Genomic DNA, 17,845 nt, shown 5'->3' on the forward strand with positions numbered 1-17,845 from the left:
TTTTCTCCAGCACCTAAGATTTGCACCAGAAGGCTGCTGTCACGCAGCTCTCTAGAAAAACGACACACTGGAGACTTATGAAACACACCGTATCCGGGACCGCTGCGTCCCCGGCGATGCATCGCCTCGTCCTTAAATCCGGCGTCGCTGTTCTGGCCGCAGCCGGCCTGCTGAGCGCCTTCCCGGTTGTAGCGCAAGAAACCACCCCTGCTGTGAACGAAGAAGCTGCCCCAGTGGCGGCTGAAGCTACTGTGACCGTGACCGGCGTGCGGCGCGCGGCGCAGAGCGCGCAGAAGATCAAGAAGGATGCTGATAACGTTATCGATTCCATCGTGGCGGACGATATCGGCAAATTCCCGGATACCAACGTTGGCCAGACCATTGCCCGCGTCACCGGTGTGCAGGTGCGCCGTGACGGCGGCGAAGCCAATACGGTGCTGATCCGCGGCTTGCCCGGCATCGCCACCATGCTGAATGGCCGTGAGCTGTTCACCACCACCGGCCGCTATATTCAGCTGGCTGACATTCCATCGACCATGCTGCAACGCGTGGACGTGTATAAATCGCAGAGTGCGGACCTGATCGATGGCGGTATCGCCGGCGTGATCGATGTGCGCACCAACCGTCCGTTCGACTTCAAGGGCTTTACCGCCGTGGTCAATGGCGGCGCCACCAACAACTCGCTGGCCGACCGCACCGACCCTAACCTGAGCGGGATGATCTCGAACCGCTGGAAGACCGATATCGGCGAATTCGGCGCGCTGTTTGGCGTTTCTTACCTGCGCAATCACTACGCGGAAGAACGCGCCTTCAACACCAAGCCGGTCGACAAAAAATGGCTGCTGCCTAATCTGACTGGTCCGGACTTGCTCGGTCTGCAAAATATCGGCGGCGACCGTCGACGTGCTGCTGCCAACTATGCCTTGCAATGGAAGCCTAACCGCGATCTGGAAGTCTACGCAGAAGGCCTGGGCACCCACTACCTGAATAATTTCGAGACCGATTATCTGGTCGCCATGCCGTGGTGGGCGCCTGGCGCCGGCATCTCCGGCACCAAGATTCCGGGGACCGATCAGCTGCAGACGCTGACCTCGAAAGACGCCAACACCATCATGTCGACCCAGGCCAACCGGCAGAACAACGTGACCCAGCAGCACGCTGTTGGCGCCCGCTGGAACGCCGCGCCAGGCCTGCGTCTTAGCACCGAGATCGCCCGCACGCTGTCGCGCTTCGACTGGCAGAATCCTATACTGGATACGCTGACCGTGGTGCCGAACGCCAGTGTGAACACCAACCTGAATGGTTCGGCCAATGTCGCCTATGGCGGCATGGACCTGAACGATTCGAAGAACTATGTATTCAACGCGCTGTTTGACCGCTATGGCCGGGACACCGGCTCGTCGACCGATTGGCGCGCCGACGGTAGCTACAGCATGCAGGATGACGGCTTCTTCAAGGACTTCGGTTTCGGCGTTCGCGCGGCCAAGCGTAAAGCCGAATCGATCAAGTCCTTCGAGGGCTCGACTGCCGCGCTGCCCGGCGTCAGCGCCAGCACGCTGCCAGGTCTGAACTGCACCGCCGACATGTCGAACAACTGGGGCACGACCTCGTGGTACACGCCTTGCGCCAACTACCTGATCTCCAACACCGCTGACGTGCGTAAAGCCGTTACGGGGTCGAGCGCGGCGAAAGCGCTGGACCCAGGATCGTACTTCGCCGACGAAGAGAAGAACTACGCGCTGTACGGCAAGGCCCACGTGGGCTGGGAAATGGCCGGCATCCCGGTGGACGGCGTGATCGGCATGCGCATCACCAAAACCGATTCCACGCTGCGCGGCAAGCTGGCCATCAGCAATCCCGGCCAGGATACTTACTACGTCGACACCGGCAAGAGCGGCAGCGATACCACCTATCTGCCGAGCGCCAACTTCAAGCTGCAACTGCGCGATGACGTGGTGGGCCGCTTCTCGGTGACCAAGACGCTGACCCGTCCAGACTTCGCCCAGCTGAATCCCGGCACCGCGTATGTGAACTCCAGCCCGACCCTGACTGATCCGACTGCGTCGGGCGGCAATCCGGACCTGAAGCCATTCACCGCCCGCAATTACGATGGCTCGCTGGAGTGGTACTTCTCGTCGACCGGCATGGCCAGCGTCGCCTTGTTCCGTCATGAGTTCAAGGGCTACATCATGACCAAGAAGACCAAGGAAACCTTCAATGGCGTGAGCTACGATACCACCCGTCCGTACAACACCGACGACGGTTATCTGCAAGGCGCTGAAGTATCGTACCGCCAGTTCTTCGACAAGCTGCCTGGCTGGTGGGGCGGCTTCGGCGTGGAGGCGAATGCCACCTACACCCAGGGCAAGACCACCACTTCGGCGGTTGAGGACAGCGTTGCCAATGGCAAGCAGTTTGCCGGCATGTCGAAATGGTCGTACAACGTGGTGGCGTTGTATGAGAAGTTTGGTGTCTCCGGCCGCCTGGCTTACAACTGGCGTTCCAAGTTCACCCAGGTTTACGATGACGGCGGCCCTGGCCTGGACCTGATCGCATCGCCGATGTCGTCGCTGGATGGCTCGCTGGGCTACAAGATCAACGAGAATACGTCGATCACGCTGACCGGCACCAACCTGTTGAACTTCAAGTACACCGACTACTGGAGTAATAAATCGCTGTACCCGCGCGACACTCGTCGTTATGATCGCTCGGTTGGCTTGTTCCTGAACTGGAAGATTTAAAGCAGCACTCCGTCATTCCCGCGCAAGCGGGAATCCATGCTGAACGTGCAATCCTGCGTTCCATGGGTTCCCGCCTGCGCGGGAATGACGTCATTTAAGGGGACTAAGATGTCAAATCAAAAAATGCCGGTGCTGGAAAAGATCGGATTCGGTGCGGGAGACATGGCGCTGAATGTGGTGATCTCGTCGATGATGTTGATGATCACCTTCTTCTACACAGACGTGTATGGCCTGGCCACCACCGACCTGGCGCTGCTGTTTGTGCTGGTGAAGGTGATCGGTGCCGCCAGCGATCTGGTGATGGGCCAGATCACTGACCGCGTCATGACGCGCTGGGGGCGTTACCGTCCGTGGCTGCTGTTCCTCGCCGTGCCGTATGGCTTGAGCGTCTTCCTCGTTTTCTCCACGCCCGACTGGGGCTACAGCGCAAAGCTGATCTGGGCCTACTCGACCTACATCATCATGACGCTGATGACCTCCGGTGTTGGCGTTTCCTACATTTCCCTGCCGAGTACCCTGTCGAACGACCCGCAGCAGGTACTGTCGGCCAATGGCTACCGCCTGTTCCTGGCCAAGGTCGGCGCCTTCATGGTGACGGTGGTGGTGCCGCTGCTGTCCGAGCGCTGGGGCGGCGGCAACGCGGCCGTCGGCTACCAGGCTGCGATGGGCGTGATGGCGGCCATGGGTGTGGCACTGTTCCTGTTCTGCTTCCTTACTACCAAGGAGCGCGTGGTCCATAAGGTTCAGCGCCAGTCGCTGACCGAACAGATCAAGGTGCTGGCACAGAACGACCAGTGGCTGATCCTGTGCGCCGTGTGCGTGGTCGGCACTATCGGCTATGTGGTGCGCGGCTCTGTGGCAATCTACTATGCCAAGTATTACCTGGGCGCGAATACTGAAACGGTATCGGCCTTCCTGTCGACCGGCGTGGTGGCGGCCATCCTGTCCATGGTCGCTTCGACCTGGATCACCAAGTTCTATTGCAAGGTCAAGCTGTTCCGCTGGACGCAGATCGCCGTCGGCGTGATCAGCGCGGCGATGTACTTCCTGGTCAAGCCGGGCGATGTGGCGCTGGCCTTCGTGCTGTATTTTGTGCTGTCCTTCGTGGTGGACCTGCACGCGCCGGTGTTCTGGTCGGCCATCGCCGAGACCATCGACTACGGCACGCTGAAGACCGGCAAGCGCGTTTCCGGCTTCGCCTTCGGCGGCATCTCCGTATGCCAGAAGGCCGGCATGGGCATCGCCGGCGCGCTGGTGGGGCTGTTGCTGACGTATTTCGAATACCATCCGAATCAGGAGCAGACGGCGTTCGCCATGCACGGTATCGTATTGATGCTGACACTGATACCTGGTTTCTTCCATACCGTGATGGGCCTGCTGATGTTCAAATATCGTATCAACGATAAATACTACGGCGAGGTCAAGGAGCAGATGGGAGCCAAGGCTCATGTGGCAGTCTAATTTTTTGGAAGATGAAATGGAAAACGTACTCACTCCGCTGATCGAGCAGCGCGCCGATCCACATATCTATCGTCACACCGACGGCTATTACTACTTCACCGCGTCGGTGCCGCAGTACGACCGCATTGAGCTGCGCCGCGCGACAACCATCGCCGGCCTGGTGGATGCCGAGAAGGTCGATGTCTGGCACAAGCCGGACACCGGCGCTTACAGCGAACTGATTTGGGCGCCGGAGCTGCACTACAATGACGGCGCCTGGTATGTTTATTTCGCCGCTGCGCCTAGCCGCGAAATCAAGTACAAGCTGTTCCAGCACCGCATGTACGCCATCCGCAATACCAACGCCAATCCGCTGGAAGGCGAGTGGGAGTTCATGGGCCAGATCGACACCGGCATCGATACCTTCTGTCTGGATGCGACCACCTTCACCCACAAGGGCCAGCTGTACTATGTGTGGGCGCAAAAGGACAACGCCATCGAAGGCAACTCCAACATCTATATCGCGCCAATGAAAACACCGTGGCAACTGGGCGGCGCGCCGGTCATGCTGAGCAAGCCGGAGTTCGACTGGGAGATCCGCGGCTTCTGGGTCAACGAAGGTCCGTCCATCCTGAAAAAAAACGGCAAGATCTTCATCAGCTACTCGGCCAGCGCCACCGATGAGAACTACGCCATGGGCCTGCTGTGGGCCGATGAAAACGCCGATGTCATGGACCCTGCGTCGTGGACCAAGGCCCAGGAGCCGGTATTGCAGACCTGCTTTGAGCATAAAGTCTACGGCCCAGGCCATAACAGTTTCACCGTGGCGGATGATGGCGAAACCGTGATGTTGGTTTATCATGCTCGCACCTATACCGAAATTATCGGCGACCCGCTGTGGAATCCGGACCGTCACACCTTCGTGAAGCCGCTCAAGTGGGACGAGCAGGGCATGCCGGTGTTCGGCAAGCCATCGGTCGCCTGAGTGTAAACGCACGAGCGCACCATATTTCGGCGGCCGAGCAGGGGAACCTCTCGGCCGCCTTGCCATTAGAGAGTCAATATGCAACCATCGATTACTGAATCCTCCTTCGGCACGCTGCCGGACGGCCGCGAAGCCACCCTCTACACACTGACCAACGCCAACGGCATGATCGCCAAGATCAGTGACCTCGGCGGCGTCATCGCCGAGTTGCACGTGCCGGACCGCGACGGCGTGCTGGCCGATGTCTGCCACGGCTTCGACAACGTCACGCCTTACCTGGGCGACTCGCATTATTTCGGCGCGCTGATCGGCCGCTACGGCAATCGCATCGCCAACGGCCGTTTCACGCTGGATGGCGTTGAGTACCAGCTGGACGTCAACAATGGCGTCAACCACCTGCACGGCGGCATGGATGGTTTTCACCGCCGCCTGTGGCAAGCCGAAACCTTCAATACGCCAAAATCGGTGGGCCTGATCCTGACCTATGCAAGCCCGGACGGCGAGCAAGGCTATCCTGGCAATGCCGAAGTCACGGTCATCTATGAACTGCGCAACGACAATGAGCTGCGCATCGCCTTCCACGCCATCGCCGACAAGGCGACGCCGATGAACCTGACCAACCACGCTTATTTCAACCTGGCCGGCAAGGGCGATATCCTCGGCCACGAGCTGACTATTTTCGGCGACGCCTACACGCCGGTGGACAGTGGTCTGATTCCGGCCGGCGGACCGGTAAAAGTGGAAGGTACGCCGTTTGATTTCCGCACGCCGCACAAAATCGGCGAACGTATCGATCAAAAAGATGAGCAATTGGGCTTTGGCGCCGGCTACGATCACAATTTTGTGCTGAGCAAGGAGCAGGGCGCCATGCAGGTGGCGGCGCGCGTGGTCGAGCCATCCTCCGGGCGGGTGCTGGAGGTGCTGTCGCAGGAACCAGGTATCCAGTTCTACAGCGGGAATTTCCTGCACGACGGCGTGAGCGGAAAAGGGCGTATCTACGGCTATCGCAGCGGCTTCTGCCTGGAACCGCAGCACTTCCCGGATTCGCCGAACCGAGCCGATTTCCCATCGACGATCCTGCGCCCGAATGAAGAGTACTCTTCTGTCATGGCCTATAAATTCAGTATCATCTGAGCTATACCGATTTTGATATCGAAGATGATAAACAATTTATTGGAAAGTTATCTCAGTACCACTTAGTATGCCTTATCGATGCGGAGGCATGACATTCACGTCTCCGCACAAGGAAAATACTGAGGAGAATTGCATGTCTGAGAATGACAAAAAGGTGAAGCTGCGCTCCGCCGAATGGTTTGGCACCCAAGATAAAAACGGCTTCATGTACCGCAGCTGGATGAAGAATCAAGGCATCCCTGATCACGAATTCGAAGGTAAGCCGATCATCGGCATCTGCAACACCTGGTCTGAACTGACCCCATGCAACGCCCACTTCCGCAAACTGGCGGAACACGTCAAGCGCGGTATCTTTGAAGCCGGCGGCTTCCCGGTTGAATTCCCAGTCTTCTCCAACGGCGAATCGAATCTGCGTCCAACTGCGATGCTGACCCGTAACCTGGCGTCGATGGACGTGGAAGAGTCGATCCGTGGTAACCCGATGGATGGCGTGGTGCTGCTGGTGGGCTGCGACAAAACCACTCCGGCGCTGCTGATGGGCGCAGCATCGGTCGATATCCCGACCATCGTGGTTACCGGCGGCCCTATGCTGAACGGTAAGCTGAACGGCAAGAACATCGGCTCCGGCACCGCCGTCTGGCAGTTACACGAGCAAGTTAAAGCTGGCGAAATCTCGATGCACGAGTTTATCGGCGCGGAAGCGGGCCACTCCCGTTCGGCCGGCACCTGCAACACCATGGGTACCGCATCGACCATGGCCTGCATGGCTGAATCGCTGGGCACTTCGCTGCCGCACAACGCCGCCATCCCTGCGGTTGATGCGCGCCGCTATGTGCTGGCGCATATGTCGGGCATCCGCATCGTCGAGATGGTCAAGCAGGATCTGAAGCTGTCGAAGATTCTGACCAAAGAGAATTTTGAAAACGCGATCCGCGTCAACGCCGCCATCGGCGGTTCGACCAATGCCGTGATCCACCTGAAAGCCATCGCTGGCCGTATCGGTGTCGATCTGGAGCTGGAAGACTGGACCCGCGTTGGCCGTGGCACGCCAACCATCGTCGACTTGCTGCCTTCGGGCCGCTTCCTGATGGAAGAGTTCTACTACGCAGGCGGCCTGCCAGGCGTGATCCGCCGTATGGGCGACGGCAATATCCTGCCGCACCCGAACGCGCTGACCGTCAACGGCAAGACTATCTGGGAAAACTGCAACGACGCGCCGATCTACGACGAAGAGGTGATCCGCACGCTGGATAACCCGATACGCAAGGATGGCGGCATCTGCATCTTGCGTGGCAACCTGGCGCCGCGCGGCGCCGTGCTGAAACCGTCGGCAGCGACGCCTGAGCTGATGCAGCATCGCGGCCAGGCCGTGGTGTTCGAAGACTTTGAACACTACAAATCGCGCATCATGGACCCGGACCTGGAAGTTACCAAGGATTCCGTGCTGGTGATGAAGAACTGCGGCCCGAAAGGTTATCCAGGCATGGCGGAAGTGGGCAATATGGGCCTGCCGCCCAAGCTGCTGGCAGCTGGCGTCAAGGACATGGTGCGGATCTCGGATGCGCGCATGTCGGGCACCGCTTACGGCACCGTGGTGCTGCACGTGGCGCCGGAAGCCATGGCTGGCGGCCCGCTGGGCATCGTCAAGGATGGCGACTGGATTACGCTGGATTGCGCTGGCGGCTTGTTGAACCTGGAAGTGTCGGACGAAGAAATCGCCGCGCGCCAGGCTGCCCGTGTGGCAGGCCGTGCGCCAGGTCCGAAGACCGGTTACCAGCAGCTGTACATTGAGCACGTGCTGCAGGCGGACGAAGGCTGCGACTTCGACTTCCTGGTCGGTAACCGCGGCTCCGCTGTACCTCGTCACTCGCACTAATCATCATCTCGTTGCGCCCTCTACGGAGGGCGCGATTCCAAGGGGACTCCCATGCTACTCGTACAATTCAAAAATGAACAAGGCGCGCGCCAGGTCGGCGTGCTGGAACAGAACACCATCCGCATTATCGACGGCTACAGCACCACCTACGCGCTGGCCCAGGATGCGATCCGCAAGTCGGTCGGCCTGGCCGCGCTGGTAGAAAAATCGGTCGGCGCGCAATCCGCCGCCTTCGACGCTATTGCCGCCGCCGGCCGCCTGCTGTCGCCACTGGATCACACTGACGACGCGCACACCTACGTCACCGGCACCGGCCTGACCCACCTGGGCTCCGCCGACACCCGCGACGCCATGCACAAGAAAATCGGCGGCGACGTTGAATCGCTGAGCGACTCCATGAAGATGTTCCGCATGGGCGTGGAAGGCGGCAAGCCCGCCGCCGGCAGCGCTGGCGTGCAGCCGGAATGGTTCTACAAGGGCGACGGCTCGATCGTGGCCGCCAGCGGCCAGGACCTGGCCATGCCAGACTTCGCGCTGGACGGCGGCGAAGAACCGGAAGTCGCCGGCCTGTACGTCATCGGCGATGACGGCCAGCCGTACCGCGTTGGCTTCGCCATCGGCAACGAATTCTCGGACCACGTGACCGAGCGCCAGAACTACCTGTACCTGGCCCACTCCAAGCTGCGCGTCTGCGGCCTGGGCCCGGCGCTGCTGGTTGGCGAAGCGCCTGCCAGCATCGAAGGCACCTCGCGCATCTACGACAAGGAAGGCAAGGTACGCTGGGAGAAGGCCTTCTTCAGCGGCGAGCAGAATATGTCGCACACCATCGCCAACCTGGAGCACCACCACTTCAAGTACCCGCTGTTCAAGCGTCCTGGCGACGTGCATGTGCACTTCTTCGGCACCGCCACCCTGAGCGTGGCCGACAACATCGTGGTGCAGCCTGGCGAAACGTTTGAAATCGACTCGCCGCAATTTGGCCCGGCGCTGCGTAACAAGCTGTCCGTGTTCACAACCGAAGTCGCGAAAGTGAAGACCTTATGATCATTACCGGCGATGCACTGATCGGCGGCAAAGCCGTCACGGGTACCGGCGCGGGCGTCCGCGCCTTCAACCCTGCGCTGGGCCAGGCCATTGAACCTGAGTTCCGCACCGTGGACGCGTCGCAGATCGACCAGGCTTGCCGCCTGGCCGACGAAGCATTCGACAGCTTCCGCTCGCTGAGCGACGAGAAGCGCGCCATCTTCCTCGACACCATCGCCGACCAGATCATGGCGCTGGGCGATGTGCTGGTCGAACGCGTGATGGAAGAAACCAGCCTGCCGCGCCCTCGCGTGGAAGGTGAGCGTGGCCGCACTGTCGGCCAGCTGAAACTGTTTGCCAACCTGCTGCGCGAAGGCTCGTGGCACGATGTGCGCTTTGACAAAGCTCTGCCGGATCGGACGCCGCCGCGTCCCGACCTGCGCATGCGCATGATCGGCCTTGGCCCTGTGGCTGTTTTCGCCGCCAGTAACTTCCCGTTGGCCTTTTCTGTCGCCGGTGGCGATACCGCATCGGCATTGGCCGCCGGTTGCCCGGTGGTGCTGAAGGCGCACTTCGCGCATCCTGGTACCTCGGAGCTGGTCGGCCGCGCTGTGGTCAAAGCCGTTGAGATCTGTGGCCTGCCGGCCGGTGTGTTCTCGCTGCTGGCCGGCGTGGGCAATGAGCTGGGCATAGCACTGGTGCGTCACCCGGCCATCAAGGCGGTTGGCTTCACCGGCTCGCGTGGTGGTGGTATGGCGCTGATGGTCGCCGCTGCCGCACGTCCTGTGCCGATTCCGGTATATGCCGAAATGAGCTCGATCAATCCGGTATTCCTGCTGCCGAACGCGCTGAAGAACCGCGCCGAAGATATCGCTGCCGGCTTCGCCGCCTCGCTGACGCTGGGCGTGGGCCAGATGTGCACCAATCCTGGCCTGGTGCTGGCGATTGATGGTCCTGATCTGCAACGCTTCACCGCTGCTGCTTCGCAGGCGCTGGTGGGCGGTGCGGCATGCTCCATGCTGTCACCGGGTATCGCTGGCAACTTCGCACGCGGCGTAAATCAGCTGGCGGAACATGCGGACGTGACGACCCTGGCCCTGGCGCCGCAAGCGGAAGGCAAGGGCGCTCCTGCGCTGTTCGTATCGACCGCATCGGCTTTCCTGTCGCAGCACGCGCTGCAAGAGGAAATCTTTGGCCCGGCGTCGCTGGTCATCGCCTGTAAGGATGTGGTGGAACTGCGCCAGGTCACGGAGAAGCTGGAAGGCCAACTGACCGCCACGCTGCAAATGGATGAAGGTGATCTGGAAGCGGCGCAGGCGCTGCTGCCAGTGCTGGAGCGCAAAGTGGGTCGCATCCTGGCCAATGGCTATCCGACCGGCGTGGAAGTATGCAGCGCGATGGTGCACGGTGGTCCGTTCCCATCGACTTCGGACGGCCGCACCACCTCGGTCGGAACGGGCGCGATCACGCGCTTCCTGCGCCCGGTGTGCTATCAGAACCTGTCTCAGGCGCTGCTGCCAGAAGTCCTGCGCGACAACGGTTCGGCTACCTGGCTACGCCGCGAAGGTGAGTTGACCCGTAACTAATAGCCGTCGCCCCGGCGAAAGCCGGGGCCCATAGAACACTTGCTCAGCATGGCCCCCGGCCTTCGCCGGGGTGACGATAACAATGGAGACTGTATGACACAACTGGCCAAGTTCGGCAGCCTGCGCGGCAAGCGCGTATTCATTACCGGCGGCGGTACCGGCATCGGCGAAGCGATGGTGATTTCCTTCGCAGAGCAAGGCGCACAAGTCGCCTTCGTCGACATCGCCCGCGACCCTAGCCTGGCGCTGGTGCGCCGCGTGAAAGAAGCCGGCTATCCCGAGCCGTTGTTCCGCCAATGTGACATCACCGACATCCCCGCATTACAAGCCACCATCACCGAATTGACTGGCCTGGTTGGCGACTTCGACATCCTGGTCAACAACGCCGCCAACGACCAGCGCCACGAAACCGCCGAAGTCACGCCAGACTTCTGGGACAAGTGCATCGCCGTCAACCAGCGTCCCATGTTCTTCACCTGTCAGGCCGTCCTGGAAGGCATGAAGAAAAAAGGCGCAGGCTCCATCATCAACATCGGCTCGATCTCCTGGCACGTCAAGAATGCCGGCTATCCAGCCTATGCCACCACCAAGGCCGCCACGCACGGCCTGACCCGTGGACTGGCGCGCGAATTCGGCGCCCACGGTATCCGCGTCAATACCGTCACGCCAGGCTGGGTGATGACCCAGCGGCAGATCGACCTGTGGCTGGACGACGCAGGTGAAGACGACATCAAGCGCAATCAGTGCTTGCAGAATAAGCTGATGCCGCAGCATGTGGCATCGATGGTGCTGTTCCTGGCTGCCGATGACGGCGCCATGTGCACCGCGCAGGAATTTATCGTCGACGCAGGCTGGGTATAAACCGCTTGCAGTAGCACTGTTCGCCCCCGGAGACAACCGCACACACGATGCGGCGGGGTATCTCAACCATAGATAAATGGTAGGAACATGGTGAATACAAACGTAGTCACGGCACTGTCCTGTGCCGCTGCCATCCTCGCGGCCGTCCCGGCCGCCGCCCAAACCGTGCTGCGCAGCCCGGACCAGCACATCGCCGTCACCGTACGCACAGACGATGGAAAACTGAGGTATACGGTTGCGCGCGATGGCAAGCCAGTCCTGCTGGCTTCCGATCTGGGCCTGCAACTGGCCGGTGCGGATCTGGCCAGCGACCTGTCGCTGGTTTCGGCGTCCACGCCGCGCGTAATCGAAGACCACTACCAGATGGCGGTCGGCAAGCGCAAGGACATCACTTACCGCGCCAACGAGCAAACATACTCGTTGCAAAACGCGCGCCAGCAAAAGATGGATATCGTGTTCCGTGTCTCGAATGACGGCGTGGCGTTCCGCTACATCGTCGCCGAGCCGTCGCTGCCGCTGAAGAAGCTGGTGCAGGAACGCACTACGTTCGCGCTGCCGGAGGGCGCCAAAGCGTGGCTGCAACCGATGTCGGTCGCGCAGACCGGCTGGAGCAATACCAATCCATCCTACGAAGAGCATTACAAGATGGAGATCCCGGCCGGCACCAAGTCGCCTACCGAAGCTGGATGGGTATTCCCGGCGCTGTTCCGCACTGGCGCGAATTGGCTGGCCATCTCCGAAGCCGATATGGATGGCACCTGGCAGGCATCGCGCCTGGCGCAAGACGCCACGGGCGGCAAATACAGCATCGGCAATCCGATGGCGGCCGAGGTCTACACCAACGGTGGCCTGATGGCGGAAGTGGAGGGTATGCTGACTTCTCCATGGCGCATCATCGCGCTCGGCGCGCTGGCGACCATCACCAACTCAACCTTGGGCACCGACCTTGCCAAACCGGCCGTCGACTTTGACGCATCACGCATCAAGCCAGGCCGCGCTTCCTGGAGCTGGGCGATTCTGAAAGACGACTCCATCGTCTACGGCGTGCAGAAGAAATTCATCGACTACGCCGCCGATATGAAGTGGGAGTACACCCTCATCGACGTCAACTGGGACCGCAACATCGGCTACGACAAGATCAAGGAGCTGGCTGACTACGGCGCGAAAAAAAACGTCGGCCTGATCCTATGGTACAACTCGTCCGGCCCATGGAATAAAACCGAATACACGCCAAAAGGACAGCTGCTCACCCATGAACAGCGCGTCAAGGAATTCAAGCGTCTCAGCGATATCGGTATCAAGGGCTTGAAAATCGACTTCTTCGCCGGCGATGGCCAGTCGATGATCGCCTATTACAACGACATCCTGCGCGATGCGGCGGCGGCCGGCCTGCTGGTGAACTTCCATGGCTCCACACTGCCGCGCGGCTGGCAGCGCACCTGGCCGAACCTGATGACGATGGAAGCCATCAAGGGCTTCGAGTTCACCACCTTTGAGCAGAAGGACCAGGACGCGATGCCGAGCCACGCGGCCATGCTGCCGTTCACCCGCAACCTGTTCGATCCGATGGACTTCACGCCGGTGGTCTTCGGCGATATCCCCAACATCAAGCGCGCCAGCACCAATGGCTTTGAGCTGGCCACCTCGGTGCTCTACCTGTCCGGCATCCAGCACTTTGCCGACACACCGGAAGGCATGGCCACCGCGCCGGACTACGTGAAGAAATTTATGCAGGACGTGCCGCGTAGCTGGGACGACAGCCGCCTGGTGGATGGCTATCCAGGCAAATATGCGGTGATCGCGCGCCGCTCAGGGAACACCTGGTACATCGCCGGCATCAATGGCGGCGACAAAGAAAAAACGCTGACGCTGGACTTGTCCTTCGTCGGCAACAAGCAGGGCGTCGTTATCACCGACGGCAGCGAAGCCCGTAGTTTCAGCCAGCGCGCCATCGCCGCCGGCAAAAAAGTGGTCGTCACCGTCAAGCCGCATGGCGGCTTTGTCATCCAACTATAAAACAGGAGACTGAGAAATGAATCCAATCAAGCGCGGCGTACTTGCCCTGTGCATGCTGGCCTCGGGCGGCGTCATGGCTGCCGAGATCACCATCGACACCGCCAAGCCAGGCGCAGTCATCAACAAGGATGTGTACGGCCAGTTTGCGGAACACCTGGGTACTGGCATCTACGAAGGCATCTGGGTTGGTCCTAAATCGAAAATCCCGAACACCAAGGGCTGGCGCAACGACGTGGTCGGCGCGCTGAAAGACATTCAGGTGCCGCTGGTGCGCTGGCCGGGCGGCTGCTTTGCCGATGAATATCACTGGCGCGACGGCATCGGCCCGCGCGAGAAGCGTCCGGTCAAGGTCAACACCAATTGGGGTGGCGTGGATGAATCCAACGCAGTCGGTACGCACGAATTCTTTGACCTGGTTGACCTGCTGGGCGCCGACGCCTACGTCAATGGCAACCTGGGCACCGGCAGTGCGCAGGAAATGTCGGAGTGGGTCGAGTACATGACCTCCGACAGCAAATCGACGCTGGCCAATATGCGCCGCAAGAATGGCCGCGACAAGCCATTCAAGGTGGCTTACTTCGCCGTCGGCAATGAAGCCTGGGGCTGCGGTGGCAATATGAGCCCGCAGTACTACACGGATCTGTATAAGCAGGTTGAAACCTTCCTGCGCGCGCCGAAGCAATACCGTCCGAAGATTATCGCCAGCGGCGGTAACGATAACGACCTGGCCTGGTCCGATGTGCTGAGCAAGGAGCTGAAGAACAAAACCGAAGGCATCAGCTTCCACTACTACACCATCCCGACCGGTAAGTGGGAAGGCAAGGGCGCGTCGACCGGCTTCCAGGAAAATGAGTGGATCTCCACGCTGTCTAACACGCTGCGCATGGAAACCCATATCCAGAAGAATAGTGCGGTCATGGACAAGCATGATCCGGAGAAGAAGCTTGGCCTGTTGGTCGACGAATGGGGCACCTGGTACGACGTGGAGAAGGGCACCAATCCTGGCTTCCTGTTCCAGCAGAACACCTTGCGTGACGCAGTGGTTGCGGCACTGAACTTCAACATCTTCCACGCTCACGCAGAGCGCGTGCGCATGACGAATATCGCGCAGATGGTCAACGTGCTGCAGGCGATGATCATTACCGACAAGGACAAGATGCTGCTGACGCCAACCTATTACGCGTATCAGATGTATGTGCCTTTCCAGGGCGCGACCTCGCTGCCAATCGCATTGAAGGATAATCCTGATTACTCGGCTGGCGGCTTCAAAGTACCTGAAATCAGCGCATCCGCAGCGCGCGCCAAGGATGGCAAGGTGTATCTGGCGCTGGTGAACACCAATCCAAACAAGGCAGTGGACGTGGCAGTGAACGTGCCGGGCCAGGCGGTCAAGTCGGTCAAGGGCCGTGTGCTGACTGCCGCCACGATGGATGCGCACAACACCTTCACCGCGCCGCAAGCGATCAAGCCTGCTGCCTTTAGCGCTGCCGCTGGTGCTGATGGCAAGCTGACTGTCAAGGTCCCGGCCAAGGCCGTGATCGTGGTCGCGGTGGAGTAAGTATATGGATGACATCAAGCTCACCCGCCGCAAGGTAATTACTGCGGGCGGTGTGGCCTTGGTGTTGGCCGGCTGCGGCGGTGGGGGAGGTGGCGGCAGCGCCACGCCAACTCCGACGCCTGCGCCGGCTCCAACGCCTACGCCAACTCCGACGCCTACGCCTACGCCAACACCAACGAGCATCACGTTCGCCGAAGCTTCGGTCCACGATCCATCCGTGATTAAAGTGGACGGCACGTTCTACGTGTTCGGCTCCCACCTGGCAGCCGCCAAGTCGACCGACTTGATGAACTGGACCAAGATCGCCGATGGCGTCAACAATGCCAATCCGCTGTTCACCAACGTGGTGACGGCGCTGGCAGACACCTTCTCCTGGGCGCAGGTCACAGACACCTGGGCGCCGGACGTGGTGCGCCTTGCCGACGGCAAGTTCTATCACTACTACTGCGCTTGCAAAGGCGACTCCCCACGCTCGGCGCTCGGCCTGGCCGTGGCAGACAAGGTCGAAGGCCCCTACGTCAATAAGCAGATCCTGCTGAAGTCCGGCATGTGGGGCCTGCCGGGCGAAGACGGCGTCACCATCTACGATGCACTGACCATGCCGAACGTGGTGGACCCTAACACCTTCTTCGACCAGAACGGCAAGCTGTGGATGATTTATGGCTCCTACTCGGGCGGCATCTTCATTCTGGAAATGGACACGGCCACCGGATTGCAGAAGCCAGGCCAAGGCTATGGCAAGCATCTGATTGGCGGCAATCACAGCCGCATCGAAGGCGCGTATGTGATGTACAGTCCGCAGTCGAAGTTCTATTACATGTTCACGTCCTTCGGCGGACTGGATGCCAGCGGTGCTTACAATATGCGTGTCGCGCGTTCGGTGAATCCGGATGGTCCTTATCTGGATGCGAAAGGCAACGACATGGCGAAGGTCAAGTCGAATCCTGCGCTGCCGCTGTTTGATGACGCGACCATCGCGCCATTCGGGCAAAAGATCATGGGCAATCACCAGTTCTCGCTGGCGACCGGCGAAACCGGTGTGCCGCTAGGTTATGTGTCGCCGGGCCACAACTCGGCCTATTACGAGGCGTCGACCGGTCAGTACTTCCTGATCTTCCACACACGCTTCCCGAACTCCGGCGAGCTGCATCAGATCCGTGTGCATGAGATGTTCATCAATGCGGATGGCTGGCCGGTGGTGGCGCCGTTCCGCTATGCGCCGCTGAGCAAGAGCGCGACGGCACTGTCGGCGGTGGTGGCTGCGGCCGATGCGGCGGGCACGTACAAGATGATCAATCACGGCAAGGATATCTCGACGACGATCAAGACGTCTTCGAATGTCGTGCTGTCGGCGGATGGTGCTGTGACCGGTGCGGCGACGGGTACGTGGAAGCATGACGGCAGTAACAAGATCACCCTGACGCTGGGCACGGCCGGTACTTTTGTTGGCGTGTTGTCGCGTCAATGGAATAGCAACGCCAGCGCGTTTGTGGTGACGTGGACGGCGCAATCGGTGGACGGCGTGTCCATCTGGGGCGCGCGTACTGGTAATTAAATCCGTCATTCCACGTACTCGGGAATGACGGTGGTGATAGGAGTTTTGAAATGAAGTATGTTTTATCGACGGTGGCGTTTGCGCTGGCCGCAGCAGGTTGTATGGCCAAGGAAGTGAGCGTGCATGATCCGGTGATGGCGAAGGAGGGCGACACCTACTACGTATTCAGCACCGGGCCAGGCATCACTTTCTACAGCTCGAAGGATATGAAGAACTGGACACCGGAAGGCCGCGTTTTCAAGGGCCAGCCAGTGTGGGCGAAGAAGGCTGCGCCCACGTTCGATGATCATATCTGGGCGCCGGATGTCCAATTCCATAACGGGAAATACTATCTGTACTATTCCGTTTCTGGCTTTGGCAAGAATACCTCCGGCATCGGCGTCACCGTCAATAAAACGCTGAACCCTCGTTCTCCCGATTACAAATGGGAGGATCAGGGGATGGTGCTGCAGTCGGTGCCCAACCGCGACGACTGGAACGCCATCGATCCGAATGTGATTCAGGATGAGAAGGGCGATGCATGGATGTCGTTCGGCTCCTTTTGGAGCGGGCTGAAAATCGTCAAGCTGAACAAGGAGTGGACTGGTTTGGCGGAGCCGCAGGAGTGGCATGCGATTGCCAGCCGCACCAACGGTGCTTCCGGCTCCGGCGAAAAAGCGGGCGTGGGCGAGATTGAGGCGCCTTATATTTTCAAGAAGGGCGACTATTACTATCAGTTCGTGTCATTCGGCTTGTGCTGCAAGAAGGCGGACAGCACCTACCATGTGATGGTCGGACGCTCGAAGGCGGTGACCGGGCCTTATCTGGACAAGAACGGCGCCGATATGATGAAAGGCGGCGGTTCGCTGGTTATTGCTGGCGACAAGGACTGGAAGGGCTTGGGCCACAACAGCGCTTACACCTTTGACGGCAAGGATTACCTGGTGCTGCACGCCTATGAGACGGCGGACAATTATCTCCAGAAGCTGAAGATCATGGAGATGAAGTTTGACGCCGCTGGCTGGCCGTTGGTCAATCAGGCTGACCTGAACCAATACCGCAGCAATCAGCTGTCCGCGAAGTAATGGCAG

At 60.1% G+C, this 17,845-nt stretch carries 12 protein-coding genes; all 12 read left to right on the forward strand.

Going from position 1 to position 17,845, the window contains the following annotated elements; translation table 11 throughout:
* Positions 1-77 precede the first annotated feature (77 nt).
* The 12 genes from KW842_RS18110 (at position 78) to KW842_RS18165 (ending at position 17,839) form a co-directional block, all read left to right on the forward strand.
* Positions 78-2,741, forward strand: a complete 2,664-nt coding sequence (locus tag KW842_RS18110; RefSeq protein ID WP_218305496.1) for a TonB-dependent receptor — start codon at positions 78-80, stop codon at positions 2,739-2,741.
* A gap of 108 nt (positions 2,742-2,849) precedes the next feature.
* Positions 2,850-4,202, forward strand: coding sequence for an MFS transporter (locus KW842_RS18115; RefSeq protein WP_218305497.1), 1,353 nt, complete (start codon positions 2,850-2,852; stop codon positions 4,200-4,202).
* Positions 4,203-4,218: 16 nt separating this feature from the next.
* Complete coding sequence (locus KW842_RS18120) at positions 4,219-5,166, forward strand: family 43 glycosylhydrolase (protein ID WP_218305498.1); 948 nt, start codon at positions 4,219-4,221, stop codon at positions 5,164-5,166.
* Between the two features lie 78 nt (positions 5,167-5,244).
* Entirely contained in the window at positions 5,245-6,300 is a 1,056-nt protein-coding gene (locus KW842_RS18125; protein ID WP_218305499.1) for an aldose epimerase family protein, read from the forward strand.
* A gap of 133 nt (positions 6,301-6,433) precedes the next feature.
* The gene (locus KW842_RS18130; RefSeq protein ID WP_218305500.1) at positions 6,434-8,176 is read left to right on the forward strand and encodes an IlvD/Edd family dehydratase; all 1,743 of its coding nucleotides are present in this window, start codon (positions 6,434-6,436) and stop codon (positions 8,174-8,176) included.
* Positions 8,177-8,227: 51 nt separating this feature from the next.
* Positions 8,228-9,220 carry an AraD1 family protein gene (gene araD1 / locus KW842_RS18135; protein WP_218305501.1) on the forward strand — a complete coding sequence of 331 codons (993 nt, stop codon included), beginning with the start codon at positions 8,228-8,230 and terminating at the stop codon, positions 9,218-9,220.
* Positions 9,217-10,785, forward strand: coding sequence for an aldehyde dehydrogenase (NADP(+)) (locus KW842_RS18140; protein ID WP_218305502.1), 1,569 nt, complete (start codon positions 9,217-9,219; stop codon positions 10,783-10,785). The genes araD1 and KW842_RS18140 overlap by 4 nt, the downstream gene beginning before the upstream one ends.
* A 93-nt stretch (positions 10,786-10,878) precedes the next feature.
* Complete coding sequence (locus KW842_RS18145) at positions 10,879-11,646, forward strand: SDR family NAD(P)-dependent oxidoreductase (protein ID WP_218305503.1); 768 nt, start codon at positions 10,879-10,881, stop codon at positions 11,644-11,646.
* A gap of 87 nt (positions 11,647-11,733) precedes the next feature.
* A complete protein-coding gene (locus KW842_RS18150) occupies positions 11,734-13,662 on the forward strand; it encodes a glycoside hydrolase family 97 protein (protein WP_218305504.1) in 1,929 nt (642 codons plus the stop codon).
* A 16-nt stretch (positions 13,663-13,678) separates the two neighbouring features.
* Positions 13,679-15,220, forward strand: coding sequence for an alpha-N-arabinofuranosidase (locus KW842_RS18155; protein ID WP_218305505.1), 1,542 nt, complete (start codon positions 13,679-13,681; stop codon positions 15,218-15,220).
* Between the two features lie 4 nt (positions 15,221-15,224).
* Complete coding sequence (locus KW842_RS18160) at positions 15,225-16,775, forward strand: glycoside hydrolase family 43 protein (protein WP_218305506.1); 1,551 nt, start codon at positions 15,225-15,227, stop codon at positions 16,773-16,775.
* A gap of 50 nt (positions 16,776-16,825) precedes the next feature.
* Entirely contained in the window at positions 16,826-17,839 is a 1,014-nt protein-coding gene (locus KW842_RS18165) for an arabinan endo-1,5-alpha-L-arabinosidase (RefSeq protein ID WP_218305507.1), read from the forward strand.
* Positions 17,840-17,845 lie beyond the last annotated feature (6 nt).

The organism is Duganella sp. sic0402 (assembly GCF_019219065.1).
Classification (GTDB): domain Bacteria; phylum Pseudomonadota; class Gammaproteobacteria; order Burkholderiales; family Burkholderiaceae_D; genus Rugamonas.

What these genes read in the sequence shown, in the direction of transcription:
- KW842_RS18150 (WP_218305504.1), top strand. Translation starts at nt 11,734, where the DNA reads ATGGTGAATACAAACGTAGTCACGGCACTGTCCTGTGCCGCTGCCATC.
- KW842_RS18155 (WP_218305505.1), top strand. Translation starts at nt 13,679, where the DNA reads ATGAATCCAATCAAGCGCGGCGTACTTGCCCTGTGCATGCTGGCCTCG.
- KW842_RS18160 (WP_218305506.1), top strand. Translation starts at nt 15,225, where the DNA reads ATGGATGACATCAAGCTCACCCGCCGCAAGGTAATTACTGCGGGCGGT.
- KW842_RS18145 (WP_218305503.1), top strand. Translation starts at nt 10,879, where the DNA reads ATGACACAACTGGCCAAGTTCGGCAGCCTGCGCGGCAAGCGCGTATTC.
- araD1 (WP_218305501.1), top strand. Translation starts at nt 8,228, where the DNA reads ATGCTACTCGTACAATTCAAAAATGAACAAGGCGCGCGCCAGGTCGGC.
- KW842_RS18125 (WP_218305499.1), top strand. Translation starts at nt 5,245, where the DNA reads ATGCAACCATCGATTACTGAATCCTCCTTCGGCACGCTGCCGGACGGC.
- KW842_RS18165 (WP_218305507.1), top strand. Translation starts at nt 16,826, where the DNA reads ATGAAGTATGTTTTATCGACGGTGGCGTTTGCGCTGGCCGCAGCAGGT.
- KW842_RS18120 (WP_218305498.1), top strand. Translation starts at nt 4,219, where the DNA reads ATGGAAAACGTACTCACTCCGCTGATCGAGCAGCGCGCCGATCCACAT.
- KW842_RS18140 (WP_218305502.1), top strand. Translation starts at nt 9,217, where the DNA reads ATGATCATTACCGGCGATGCACTGATCGGCGGCAAAGCCGTCACGGGT.
- KW842_RS18110 (WP_218305496.1), top strand. Translation starts at nt 78, where the DNA reads ATGAAACACACCGTATCCGGGACCGCTGCGTCCCCGGCGATGCATCGC.
- KW842_RS18130 (WP_218305500.1), top strand. Translation starts at nt 6,434, where the DNA reads ATGTCTGAGAATGACAAAAAGGTGAAGCTGCGCTCCGCCGAATGGTTT.
- KW842_RS18115 (WP_218305497.1), top strand. Translation starts at nt 2,850, where the DNA reads ATGTCAAATCAAAAAATGCCGGTGCTGGAAAAGATCGGATTCGGTGCG.